Genomic DNA, 11,375 nt, shown 5'->3' on the forward strand with positions numbered 1-11,375 from the left:
GCGTTCGCGCTGGCCTTTTTTTGCTTCATCGCCGTCCGCGCAGCTCAGCCGACTGGCCGGCGCGGCCTGCACACGCATCGCGCGATCAACCACGCCAGCGCACCGAGCAGCAGTCCCGCAAGCACGTCCAGCAGATCGTGCTGCCAGGTGGTCACGGTCGACAGCAGGATCAGGCCACAGGCGCCGTGCCACAGCCAGCGCAACGCCGCCGCCTCCGTCCGCAGCACCTGCCGCCAGGCCTGCCAGACCAGCACCAGTACCGCGGCATGCAGCGACGGCGCCATGTTGAACGGCGCCTCGAACGCGCGCAGCTGGGCGAACAGCAGTCCACTGGCGCCGTCCGGCTGCGGCAGGTGACGGATATTGCCGGTTGGCCAGCACACGAAGGCAAGCATGCAGCCGGCCTGCACCAGGGCGATGGCCACCGCGTGGCGGCGCAAGGCCGACCGGGTCGGGCAGATGAAGAACGTCAGCGGGTACAACAGGTTCAACGCCAGGTAGGGCCAGATGGTCCACGCCCAGAACGGGATCGCATCATCCCAGCGACCATGCAGGGTATGGGTCTGGGCCTGGCTGGCCGCCCACTGGTTGGTCCAGCTGTAGCCATGGATGAACATCGCGCCGAGCAGCAGCATCCACAGCAACGCCTCGCGCCAGGGCGGCGGGGTGACCGGAACGTTGGCAACAGGCAGTGTGCGCACGCGCGCACCGTAGCAGAACGTGGCGTGCCTGTTTGCCGTTATTCTTGGGTTTCAACCGATACACGGACCGTACGCAGTGGCAGCAGCAGGCAGTCCCGAACACGCAGTGGCGCAGGCGGACGAACCGCGCTGGACGCGCAATCCGGCCTGGGCCCTGTTTTCGCAGACCCATGCGCAGCGTCAGCTGTTGCTGGTGTCCGGTGGCGCGGACGAGCTGTACGTGGTCGACGAGGCCGATACGCCGACAGCCGTCGAGCGGATCCTCGGCCATTGGCAGGACGACACCCTGGCGATCCTGCAGGACGATGCCGAATGCGGCGCCGCGGTCCGCCAGTTGATCCGCCTCGGCGTGCTGGTGCCGTTGCAGGCAGTGCCCACGGTGCGGCGCTATGCACTGGACTGGCTCGGCGATCCCCTGCCCGGCCTGGCCGACGCGTTCGACCAGCAGGGTGGCGCGGCGCTGCAGCGCGTCGATGCCGTCGCCGATGCCGACCTGCTGGTGCTGGTCCGGCATGGGCTTGGCTGGGAAGCGGCCTTGACCCGGTACCGCACGCAGATGCCGACCCAACCGCACCTGCTGCTGGACCTGAGCTATCACCACACGCTGGCGCTGGGGCCCTATGTGGTGCCGGGCCAGAGTGCCTGTGTGTATTGCCTGGGCAACCGGGTGCTGCGCCGCTGGGGCGAGGCGGCAGTGCCGGCGATGCCGGCGGTCGCGGCGAAACCGGCACGGATCGCGGCACTGGTCGCGCCGTTGCTGGATCAACCCCAGCTGTTGCTGGGCTACTTCGAACGCACCGTTTGGCTGGACCTGCATCGCCTGCATGGCGAGCGCGACCGGGTGCTGCGGCTGCCGTGGTGCCCGGCCTGCCAGCGCGGCGACGCACCCTTGCCAGCGCCGCTGTCGTTGCCCTGGGACGCCGGGCGCCCGTGATACTGTGGCCCACGCGCCGGGCGTTTCCGCCTCGGTCAATGGAGTGACCGTATGTATCGCCTGCCCAACCAGTTCGACGCCAGTGCTTCGCGCCAGGACCTTGCCGCGGCAGGCGGCGGCTCGACCTCGACCACCTGCAGTTCCTGCATCGTCACCCTGCTCGGCACTTCGGTGCTGTCGGCGGTGGTGCTCGGCGGGCTGCAACCGGTTGCGCCCGCGGCCGCCGGCAGTGACGCACACGCCCCGGTCGTCGCCGTCGACACCCCGACAGGCACCGACCACGACACCCCGCAACCTCGATCGCAGCCGGACCCGTCCAGCACCGCGCATCCGGACCTTTCCGACAGCGCCGCCCATGTAGTGCCGGCAGCTGGGATGAGCCGCACCAGCCGGGTGCTGCTGGGGCTGTTCGCCTTGCCGCTGGCGGCGGCCGGCGGTGGCCTCTTCATGGGCATCGCCAACCCGATATTCGGCCTGTTCGTCGCGGTCGGGGTGTATGTCGGGATCTACGCACTCATCTACGAGCGCTCCGGGCGTTCGCTCGGGCGCGGCATCGGCATCGGCATCGCGCTGCTGCTGGGCCTGTTCGTGGTCGGCGCGGCCGAGATGATGCTCTGGCTGAGCGTCATGAAATGAGCCGCTCCGCCGTCGACGCGGCGGACCCGGAAACCCCCACGCTGTCGTCGCACCTGCTGCATGGCGCGGCGCGTCCGCGCTGTGGGCTGGTCCGCCCGGCGCAGGCGATCGACGCCAACCCCTGTGATGACACCGGCCCGTTGTTCGAGGGACGCCGGGTCCACAATGCCGCCACCCCGGCCGACCCGGCCAACCCCTGGCAAGGGGTATCAGGCGCGGTCGCGCTGGACGCCGATGCAGCCGCCGATGGCGCGGTCGCCGAGGCGCTGGAGCGGCTGGCGGCGGCGCAGGTGGGCCTCGAGGTGCGTCGCCGTGATGCGCTGACGCCCGCACAACGCCTGGACGAAGCGACGTTCGCCCTGTTCTCGGCACGCCAACGCGCGACGCCCGGCTTTGCGTGGCCGATGCCCGAACGCGATGACGATCTGTTCGCCGCGGTGCATGCGCTGGATGACAACCGGGTGGTTTGGGTGCCGCAGGAACTGGTGGGGCTGGGGCCGCGCAGCGGCCAGGCGCGGTTGCCGTCGACCTCCAGTGGGCTGGCCGCCTGGCGGGATGGCCGTGATGGCGCCTGGCTGGCGCTGCTGCGCGCCGCCCAGGAGCTGCTCGAGCGCGATGCGCTGGCGGTGACCTGGCTCAATGGCGTGGCCGGCCGGAGGATCGCCCTGCCGGCGCCATGGCATGCCCACGCAAGCGCGCGCGGTGGCGAACTGCAGGCCTTCGACCTGACCCAGCAGTGGAACCCGCACCCGGTCATCGCGGTCGCCGGTGGCATCCCGTTCGACGGCCGCCCACGCAATGTACTCGGCATCGCCTGCCGCGCCGATCCGGGCGAGGCGCTGCACAAGGCGCTGCTGGAATGGCAGCAGTCGCTGACCTTCGCCGCGCATCTGTGTGGCCGCGAAAGTGCCCGGCTGCCGCGCGACCCGGCAGCGCTGCGCAGCTTCGACGAACATGCCGCGTTCTACACCCTGCGCCCGGACCTGTGGCCGCAGCTGCCGCTGCTGCGGGATGCAGGCGCCAGCCCGTTGACCCTGCCGCCGCCCGACGCCGCCCTGCGCCCGCCGGCGCAGCGCGCGATCGCCGAGCTGGATGCGCTGCGGCGGCGGCTCGGCCATGCCGGCATCGCGCTGTACTACCGCGAGTTGACCACCGCCGACGTGGCCGCGGCGGGATTGCGGGTGATGCGGGTACTGTCGCCCCAGCTCAGTGGCCTGCATGCCGACGAGCGCGCGCCGTTCCTCGGTGGCCGGTGCCAGGACGTGGCCTGGCGTTATCCCGGCGTGCCGCACGGCGGTGCGTTTCCCAATCCCTTCCCGCATCCATTGGGCTGATGCCCGAGGACCGCATGCCGTCACCGCCTTCCCCCTGGCAGGATGCCCCGTTGTTCCATCTGTTCTGGCACAACGGCGAACTCAACCCTGCGCGCGCCGAGGTGATGCGCGCGCGCATCGCCGACGATGCCGCACGCGCTGGCTCGCCGCCGCGGCCGTTGCATGCGGCCGGCGGCATCGCCCTGCCGGACCCGGTCCACCCCGATGACGCCCTGGCGCAGCGCCACAGTGGCCGCCGTTTCGGGGACGCACGCTGGGGCGCGCAGGAGCTGGGGCGCGTGCTGGCCCCGCTGCGCGCACGCCCCGGTGCCAGCGACACCCGGCGCCTGCCGTCCGGTGGGGCCAAGTACCCGATCCAGGCCTATGCCGCGCTGTACGCCAGCGACGATGCGCCCACCCCGGCGCAGGGCATCCACTGGTACGACCCGCTCGCACACGCCCTGGTGCCGGTGGCGCCGTGCCCGGCGTGGCCGGCGCTGTCCACGCTGCTCGGCGTGGACTGGCCGGAGCGGCCGGCGGCGGTGCTGTTCCTGATCGCCGAGCCGGCGGGCACGCTGGCCAAGTACGGTGAACGCGGTGGCCGCTTCGTGTTGATCGAGGCGGGGGTCTGGCTGGGGGCGCTGGGGCAGGAAGTGGCGGCGATGAAGGCCGCCGGCTGCGCGATCGGCTCCTTCGAGGATGCCGCCGTACTCGACCTGCTCGGGCTGGACCCACGGCGGCACCTGGCCGTGCTGGCCTATGCCTGTGGCCCGGCGCCTTGAGCACGACCGGGCCCTCAGCCAACTGCCCAGCATCCCCGGTCACTGGGGGCGGTGGAACCAAGGGTCAAGCATATGCTCATGACCGTAGCGCATCAGGCCCTTCCGGATCGGCCTGAACAGGGTGCCCGCCCGCGCGTTGGGCACGGCCGGCGCGCTCTACAATGCGCCCATGCAGATTGGCCCCTACAACATCCAGCCCAACGTGGTGCTGGCGCCGATGGCCGGCGTCACCGACAAGCCCTTCCGGCTGCTGTGCAAGCGGCTGGGCGCGGGCCTGGCCGCCTCGGAGATGACCATCTCCGACCCGCGCTTCTGGAACACGCGCAAATCCCTGCACCGCATGGACCATGCCGGTGAGCCGGACCCGATCAGCGTGCAGATCGCCGGCACCGAGCCGCAGCAGCTGGCCGAGGCGGCGCGCTACAACGTCGATCATGGCGCGCAGATCATCGACATCAACATGGGCTGCCCGGCCAAGAAGGTCTGCAACGCCTGGGCCGGCTCGGCGCTGATGCGCGATGAGGACCTGGTCGCCCGCATCCTCAGCGCCGTGGTCGCGGCGGTGGATGTACCGGTCACGCTGAAGATCCGCACCGGCTGGGACTGCGACCACCGCAACGGTCCGCGCATCGCCCACATCGCCGAGGACAGCGGGATCGCCGCACTCGCCGTGCATGGGCGCACCCGCGACCAGCACTACACCGGCCAGGCCGAGTACGAGACCATCGCCGCGATCAAGGCGGCACTGCGCATCCCGGTGCTGGCCAATGGCGATATCGACTCGCCGCAGAAGGCCGCCCACGTGCTGGCGGTCACCGGCGTGGACGCGGTGATGATCGGCCGTGCCGCGCAGGGACGCCCGTGGATCTTCCGCGAGGTGGCGCACTACCTGGCGACCGGCACGCTGCTGGCGCCGCCGTCGCTGCAGGAGGTGCGCGACATCCTGCTCGGCCACCTGCACGCGCTGCACGACTTCTACGGCGAGCCGCAGGGCGTGCGCATCGCGCGCAAGCACCTGGGCTGGTACGCCAAGGACCGCCCCGAAAACGCGGCCTTCCGCGCGGTGGTCAACCGCGCCGACGATGCCGCCAGCCAGATCGCCCTGACCACCGACTATTTCAACGCGCTCGCCGCTGGCGTGCCGCTGTCCTCTGCTGCCTGAGTCCACTGCCATGACCCCGCCGATCGCCGCCCCGACCTACCTGCATGGGTTCTCCAGTACCGAGCAGCACCGGCTGGTGACCCAGGCCCGCCTGTTCGAATCGAGCATTTTCAGTGGCATCGACTACAGCGGTGCCCAGCGCCTGCTGGAAGTGGGCAGTGGCGTGGGTGCGCAGACCGAGATCCTGCTGCGCCGCTTCCCCGAGCTGCACGTCACCGGCGTGGACCTGAGCCAGGCCCAGTTGGACACCGCGCGCGGCAACCTGGAAAAAACCCCCTGGTGCAGCGAGCGCTACGCCCTGCTGCAGGCCGATGCCGGCGACCTGCCGTTCGGCGCGCGCCAGTTCGATTCGGCCTTCCTGTGCTGGGTGCTGGAACACGTGCCGTCGCCGGCGCGCGTACTCAGCGAAGTGCGCCGGGTGCTGGCCCCGGGCTCGCCGGTGTACATCACCGAGGTGATGAACGCCTCGTTCCTGCTCGATCCGTACTCGCCGCATATCTGGCGCTACTGGATGGCGTTCAACGACTTCCAGTACGACCACGGCGGCGACCCGTTCGTCGGCGCCAAGCTGGGCAACCTGCTGCTGGCCGGTGGCTTCCGCGACGTGTACACCGAGATCAAGACCATCCACCTGGACAACCGCGAGCCGGCCCGGCGCAAGACCATGATCGCGTTCTGGGAGCAGCTGCTGCTGTCGGCGGTCGATGCGTTGCTGGGGGCGGGCCTGGTCGACCAGGACACCGTGGACGGCATGCGTCGCGAGTTCAGCCTGGTGCAGAACGACCCCAACGCGGTGTTCTTCTTCTCCTTCGTGCAGGCACGCGCGACGGTGTATTGAAGACGCGGGCGCGAGGTTGCGCCGCTAGCGCATGATCCAGGCGACGACGGTGGCGACCACCACGCCCGCCAGCACCACCCAGAGCCCCAGCCCGCCGCGATCCCCCGGCGCCACGGTCATGCCGGCGGCGCTGTTGCGGGCAGCATCGCGAGGGCGGGCGCTCGGCGGCGTGCCCACTTCCAGCGTGCCGGTCGCCGGCCGCTGGCTGCGCTCGGTGAGCGTGTTCTGCAGGCGCCGCGCCCGCGCAGGATCGACCTTGGCCAGCGCCTCCAGCGCCACCTGCTGCCGGCGCGCCCGATCAGGCTGCGCCTTGGCCTTGTGCAGGATCTCGCGCAGCGGAACCGCCGGCTGCTCGGCCGACCGCGCCGGGGCCAGGTGCACCGGCAACGCGCGGTACTCCGGCGGCACATCGGCCAACCGCGTATAGCGCGTGCCATTGATCTCCATCTCGAACCGTTCGGTCACGGTGCCTCCGTCAGCCCTGCCTTCGGTGCGATCACCCCGGTGGCGGTCGGGGCGTGCCAGATGCGCTGCCACAGTCCCGCGAACCGGCGCTTCAGCGTCGCCCTGCCCTGCGCGCCTTCATACGCTGGGCGCAGCTGAAGCGGCGTGATCGCCACCCAGCCCTCGCCCTCGGCCCGGGCCACCGCGAAGGTGAAGGTGTAGTCCGGTTCCAGCCCCATGCGCAGGTCGCTGAGCTGCAACTGGCCCTGCACGACCTGCGCGCGCATGAAGCCGCGGTTGAACCACGCCAGCCGCTGCACCGCCGGCAGCGCGGCCGCCTGGCGCAGGGCCTGCACATTGGACGGATGCCCCTCGAAGGTCATCGGGCCGTCATCGGCGACCAGCGAGCGCTCGCCGATCACATAGCCACTGGGGGTCATCGCCACCACCTGCCACAGCAGCGTGTTGAACGGGGTGGCCACCGAAAACCGCGGCGCATCGCCCAGGCCCATCGCCGCCAGCGCGCGGTCGGCGTCGCGCTCGACCGTGTGCTTGGCCAGCAGCGACCAGCCCAGGTAGCCGCAGCTGAGCACCAGCCCGGCCACCAGCGCCTTCTGCGCCAGCGGGCGCGCGCGGGCGACCCAGGCCACCGCGCAGGCCAGCAGCAGCCACACGGTGTACAGCGGATCGATGATGAAGACACTGGACCACATGGTCGGCGGGGGCGTGAACGGCCACCACAACTGGGTGCCGTACACGGTGAAGGCATCCAGCAGCGGGTGGGTAACCAGGGCCAGCAGGATCGCCCAGAACCAGCGCGCCGGCGCCTGCGCGACCCGGCCATGGCCGAACCGCTTGAACAGCCACCAGATCAGTGCCGCGACCCAGGGCAGCACCAGCAGGGAGTGGCTATAGCTGCGGTGCTCGGTCATCAGGGCCACCGGATCGGTGGTGGTGAAGCCGAGCAGCAGGGCGTCCAGGTCCGGCAGGGTGCCAAGTGCGGCACCGGCCAGCAGGGCGGCGCGGCGGTGGCCGGCCGGGGCGATGGCGGCGGCGACAGCGCCGCCCAGTACGATCTGGGTAAAGGAGTCCATCGGCCGATGCTAGCAGCCGCGCAGGCGCGATGCGGCGCGCTCAGGCCGCGCGCGGCACGCGGGCGACCGCGGGCGGAAGCTCCACCCGCGTGCGACCGCTGTGGTCGAGCAGCCGCAGGCGGCCATCGGGATCTTCGACCAGCGCGGTGAGGCTCTCCACCCAGTCGCCGTCGTTGGCGTAGACCAGCCCGTCCCGCTCGACCAGCGCGGCACGATGGATGTGCCCGCAGACGATCCCATCCAGGCCACGCCGGCGGACATCCTCCAGCCCGGCCTGGACGAAGCGCTCGATGTAGCGCTCGGCGGCACTGCTGCGCTTCTTGAGGAACGCCGACAACGACCAGTACCGGCGCCCGAGCCGGCGCCGCACGGCATTGAGCAGGTGGTTGCCGGTGAGGATGCGGTAATACAGCCAGTCGCCGAACCGCTCCTGCAGGCCACCGAAATGGGTGACGCCGTCGTAGTCGTCGCCGTGGGCGACCAGCAGCCGGCGCCCGTCGGCGGTGACGTGGATGGCACGGCGGCGTACCTGCATGGCCGGCAGCACCAGCCCGCATACCTGGCGCAGCGATGCATCGTGGTTGCCGGGGATGTAGATGATCTCGGTGCCGGCGCCGCGCAGCGCGTGCAGGGCCTGGATCACCTCGCTGTGGGCCGGTTGCCAGCTCGCCCGGCGGTGCGCCATCCACCACAGGTCGATGATGTCGCCCACCAGGTACAGGCGTTCGCAGCGCAGGTCGGCCAGGAACCGCGCCAGTTCGGTGGCGTGGCAGTGGCGCGAGCCCAGGTGCACATCGGACAGGAATACGGCGCGGCGGTACGGCGACAGTCGGGTCACCGCGTGCATGGCACGCGGTCCTGCATTGCGCTGCTCAGGCGGCTGCATGGCGTGCTCCCCCCGGGCCGGGCGCCCGGATGCGCCGAAGCCTGCGCGCCTGGCAAGGCAGGGCGATGGCGGTTTGGCGACAGCGCGATGACGCTCGCCGGGCCCGGCTGGCCGGACCAGTGTCACGCTGGTGGAACACTGGGCGGTAACCCTGGGCCCCAATCCCGTCACATCGGGCCCTGCGACGGGCACGCGGGCTTAACCACGGGCAACTCGCGCTGGCGCACAATGCAACGGCGCGGGTTGCCGTGTATCATTCGCGCCCATCTTTCCATCCGAATCAAAGGATATTACGCCTGATGTCCAGCTACCTGTTCACCTCCGAATCGGTCTCCGAAGGCCATCCGGACAAGATTGCCGACCAGATCTCCGATGCGGTGCTGGACGCGATCCTTGCCCAGGACCAGCGCGCCCGCGTTGCCTGCGAGACCATGGTCAAGACCGGCGTGGCGATCGTGGCCGGTGAAATCACCACCAGCGCCTGGATCGACCTGGAGGCCTTGACCCGCAAGGTGATCCTGGACATCGGCTACGACAGCTCCGACGTCGGCTTCGACGGCGCCACCTGCGGCGTGTTGAACCTGATCGGCAAGCAGTCCCCGCACATCGCCCAGGGCGTTGACCGCAAGAAGCCCGAAGAAATGGGCGCTGGCGACCAGGGCCTGATGTTCGGCTATGCCACCAACGAGACCGACAGCTACATGCCGGCCGCGATCCACCTGTCGCACCGCCTGGTCGAGCAGCAGGCCAAGATCCGCAAGAAGAAGAACTCGCCGCTGTCCTGGCTGCGCCCGGATGCCAAGAGCCAGGTCACCCTGCGCTATGAAAACGGTGCGGTCTCGGCCATCGACGCGGTGGTGCTGTCCACCCAGCACGCCCCGGGCGTGAAGCAGAAGGACCTCATCGAGGCCGTCCGCGAAGAGATCATCAAGCCGGTGCTGCCGGCCAAGTGGCTGCACAAGGGCACCAAGTTCCACATCAACCCGACCGGCAAGTTCGAGATCGGTGGCCCGGTGGGCGACTGCGGCCTGACCGGCCGCAAGATCATCGTCGACACCTACGGCGGCTGGGCCCGTCACGGTGGTGGCGCGTTCTCGGGCAAGGATCCGTCCAAGGTCGACCGTTCGGCTGCCTACGCGGCGCGCTACGTCGCCAAGAACGTCGTGGCTGCCGGCTTGGCCGACCGTTGCGAAGTGCAGGTCTCCTACGCCATCGGCGTGGCCGAGCCGACCTCGATCTCGGTCACCACCTTCGGCACCGGCAAGATCAGCGATGACAAGATCGAGAAGCTGATCCGCAAGCATTTCGACCTGCGCCCGTACGGCATCATCAAGATGCTGGACCTGATCCACCCGATGTACCAGCAGACCGCCGCCTACGGTCACTTCGGCCGCAAGCCGAAGGACTTCAGCTACCTCAACGGTTCCGGCGAAACCGTCAACGCGACCGCCTTCTCCTGGGAGAAGACCGATCGCGCCGCCGCCCTGCGTGCGGATGCGAAGCTGAAATAAGCCACATGGGCCGCGAAAGCGTCCCATGTTCTTACCGGTTGGCAATGATCGGAAAAGCCGATGGGCCGCGAAAGCGGCCCATCGTCGTTTGGGCGGCAACACCACGGCGCATGGCGATGCGTTCCCCTGCACGGCGCGTCGGCACCATCGCGGCGCGGCCACTTTCGCGGCCCGTCGTCGTTTGGGCGGCAACATAACGGCGCATGGCGGTACGTTCCCCTGCACGGCGCATCGGCACCATCGCGGCGCGGCCGCGAAGGCGGCCCTTCTCTTACCGGTAGAGCCGACCGTTGGTCGGCTTGCCGCGCGCAGCGCGGCAATGATCGAAGAAAACAGGACGGACCGCTTTCGCGGCCCGTCGTCGTTTTGGCATCAGCCCAGGTTGGCGTCGGCCGTCGCGTGCGTCCAGCCGACCAACGGTCGGCTCTCCCTGCAGCCCTACCGGCGCTACACTCCCCCCATGCCCGAATTCAAATCCAACCAGCTGTCCATGACCGTGCTGATGTCGCCGGAGATGGCCAATTTCTCCGGCAAGGTCCACGGCGGGGCGGTGCTGCGCCTGCTCGACCAGGTCGCCTACGCCTGCGCCAGCCGCTATGCCGGCCGCTACGTGGTCACCCTGTCGGTGGACCAGGTGATGTTCCGCCAGCCGATCGCGGTCGGCGAGTTGGTCACCTTCCTGGCCTCGGTCAACTACACCGGCACCTCGTCGATGGAGATCGGGGTCAAGGTGGTGGCCGAGGACATCCTCAAGCGCAGCGTGCGCCACGCCAACAGCTGCTTCTTCACCATGGTCGCGGTGGACGAGGACGGCAAGCCCACCCCGGTACCGCCGCTGCAGCTGGAAACCAGCGACGAACGCCGCCGGCACGCGGCCGCATTGATCCGCCGCCAGCTGCGTGAGGAAATGGAGCAGCGGCACCTGGAGCTGCTGGCGTCCAACCCGCCCTCCCCGGAATAACCCCCGGGAGTGCCGCCCGCTGGCCGGCACGGCGCGATGTTGGACGGAGGTGCAGTGGGCAACGCGTCGCCCCGCGCGCAAGGCCACAACGTGCCGCTGCCCGGCGTTGCGGG

General features: G+C 70.0%; 13 protein-coding genes. 8 read left to right on the plus strand and 5 right to left on the minus strand.

The window, feature by feature from the left end; genetic code table 11:
- Positions 1–44: 44 nt before the first annotated feature.
- Positions 45–701, minus strand: coding sequence for a phosphatase PAP2 family protein (locus AC06FD_RS15365; RefSeq protein ID WP_478078273.1), 657 nt, complete (start codon positions 699–701; stop codon positions 45–47).
- Between the two features lie 76 nt (positions 702–777).
- Between AC06FD_RS15365 and AC06FD_RS15370 the strand changes: the two genes are divergently transcribed.
- From AC06FD_RS15370 to AC06FD_RS15395, 6 genes are all read left to right on the plus strand, one after another.
- The gene (locus AC06FD_RS15370; RefSeq protein WP_478078274.1) at positions 778–1,635 is read left to right on the plus strand and encodes a hypothetical protein; all 858 of its coding nucleotides are present in this window, start codon (positions 778–780) and stop codon (positions 1,633–1,635) included.
- A 51-nt stretch (positions 1,636–1,686) separates the two neighbouring features.
- Positions 1,687–2,271: a hypothetical protein gene (locus AC06FD_RS15375; protein WP_478078275.1), complete on the plus strand. Its 585-nt coding sequence runs from the start codon at positions 1,687–1,689 to the stop codon at positions 2,269–2,271.
- Positions 2,268–3,605 (plus strand): YcaO-like family protein, encoded by a 1,338-nt coding sequence (locus tag AC06FD_RS15380; RefSeq protein WP_478078276.1) that lies wholly within the window; start codon positions 2,268–2,270, stop codon positions 3,603–3,605. The genes AC06FD_RS15375 and AC06FD_RS15380 overlap by 4 nt, the downstream gene beginning before the upstream one ends.
- Before the next feature lie 14 nt (positions 3,606–3,619).
- Positions 3,620–4,366, plus strand: a complete 747-nt coding sequence (locus tag AC06FD_RS15385) for a SagB/ThcOx family dehydrogenase (RefSeq protein WP_478078277.1) — start codon at positions 3,620–3,622, stop codon at positions 4,364–4,366.
- 169 nt (positions 4,367–4,535) lie between these two features.
- The gene (gene dusB / locus AC06FD_RS15390; RefSeq protein WP_259209168.1) at positions 4,536–5,528 is read left to right on the plus strand and encodes a tRNA dihydrouridine synthase DusB; all 993 of its coding nucleotides are present in this window, start codon (positions 4,536–4,538) and stop codon (positions 5,526–5,528) included.
- Positions 5,529–5,538: 10 nt separating this feature from the next.
- On the plus strand, positions 5,539–6,366 hold the full coding sequence (locus AC06FD_RS15395) for a methyltransferase domain-containing protein (protein WP_478078278.1): 828 nt from the start codon (positions 5,539–5,541) through the stop codon (positions 6,364–6,366).
- Between the two features lie 24 nt (positions 6,367–6,390).
- Here AC06FD_RS15395 and AC06FD_RS15400 read toward each other — a convergent pair whose 3' ends face one another.
- From AC06FD_RS15400 to AC06FD_RS15410, 3 genes are read right to left on the minus strand one after another with little or no spacing between them, the layout of a single operon-like run.
- Positions 6,391–6,831, minus strand: a complete 441-nt coding sequence (locus AC06FD_RS15400; RefSeq protein WP_478078279.1) for a hypothetical protein — start codon at positions 6,829–6,831, stop codon at positions 6,391–6,393.
- Positions 6,828–7,904 (minus strand): metal-dependent hydrolase, encoded by a 1,077-nt coding sequence (locus tag AC06FD_RS15405; RefSeq protein ID WP_478078280.1) that lies wholly within the window; start codon positions 7,902–7,904, stop codon positions 6,828–6,830. Before AC06FD_RS15405 ends, AC06FD_RS15400 begins: the two co-directional genes overlap by 4 nt.
- Positions 7,905–7,944: 40 nt before the next feature.
- Positions 7,945–8,751, minus strand: a complete 807-nt coding sequence (locus tag AC06FD_RS15410; protein WP_394163875.1) for a UDP-2,3-diacylglucosamine diphosphatase — start codon at positions 8,749–8,751, stop codon at positions 7,945–7,947.
- A 338-nt stretch (positions 8,752–9,089) separates the two neighbouring features.
- Here AC06FD_RS15410 and metK point away from each other — a divergent pair, with 338 nt between their 5' ends.
- Positions 9,090–10,301, plus strand: coding sequence for a methionine adenosyltransferase (gene metK, locus AC06FD_RS15415; protein WP_259209175.1), 1,212 nt, complete (start codon positions 9,090–9,092; stop codon positions 10,299–10,301).
- 31 nt (positions 10,302–10,332) lie between these two features.
- Here the strand turns inward: metK and AC06FD_RS15420 are convergent, their stop codons facing one another.
- The gene (locus AC06FD_RS15420) at positions 10,333–10,506 is read right to left on the minus strand and encodes a hypothetical protein (RefSeq protein ID WP_478078281.1); all 174 of its coding nucleotides are present in this window, start codon (positions 10,504–10,506) and stop codon (positions 10,333–10,335) included.
- Positions 10,507–10,761: 255 nt separating this feature from the next.
- On the opposite strand from AC06FD_RS15420, the gene AC06FD_RS15425 reads away from it, so the two are divergent.
- Positions 10,762–11,262, plus strand: coding sequence for an acyl-CoA thioesterase (locus tag AC06FD_RS15425; RefSeq protein WP_256774928.1), 501 nt, complete (start codon positions 10,762–10,764; stop codon positions 11,260–11,262).
- Positions 11,263–11,375: the final 113 nt, after the last annotated feature.

This window comes from Stenotrophomonas sp. Steno-Z1 (genome assembly GCF_056393175.1).

Coding starts and splice junctions, on each gene's coding strand:
- AC06FD_RS15375 (WP_478078275.1), top strand. CDS start 1,687: ATGTATCGCCTGCCCAACCAGTTCGACGCCAGTGCTTCGCGCCAGGAC.
- AC06FD_RS15380 (WP_478078276.1), top strand. CDS start 2,268: ATGAGCCGCTCCGCCGTCGACGCGGCGGACCCGGAAACCCCCACGCTG.
- AC06FD_RS15385 (WP_478078277.1), top strand. CDS start 3,620: ATGCCGTCACCGCCTTCCCCCTGGCAGGATGCCCCGTTGTTCCATCTG.
- dusB (WP_259209168.1), top strand. CDS start 4,536: ATGCAGATTGGCCCCTACAACATCCAGCCCAACGTGGTGCTGGCGCCG.
- AC06FD_RS15395 (WP_478078278.1), top strand. CDS start 5,539: ATGACCCCGCCGATCGCCGCCCCGACCTACCTGCATGGGTTCTCCAGT.
- AC06FD_RS15405 (WP_478078280.1), bottom strand. CDS start 7,904: ATGGACTCCTTTACCCAGATCGTACTGGGCGGCGCTGTCGCCGCCGCC.
- AC06FD_RS15410 (WP_394163875.1), bottom strand. CDS start 8,751: ATGCACGCGGTGACCCGACTGTCGCCGTACCGCCGCGCCGTATTCCTG.
- metK (WP_259209175.1), top strand. CDS start 9,090: ATGTCCAGCTACCTGTTCACCTCCGAATCGGTCTCCGAAGGCCATCCG.
- AC06FD_RS15420 (WP_478078281.1), bottom strand. CDS start 10,506: ATGCGCCGTTATGTTGCCGCCCAAACGACGACGGGCCGCGAAAGTGGC.
- AC06FD_RS15425 (WP_256774928.1), top strand. CDS start 10,762: ATGCCCGAATTCAAATCCAACCAGCTGTCCATGACCGTGCTGATGTCG.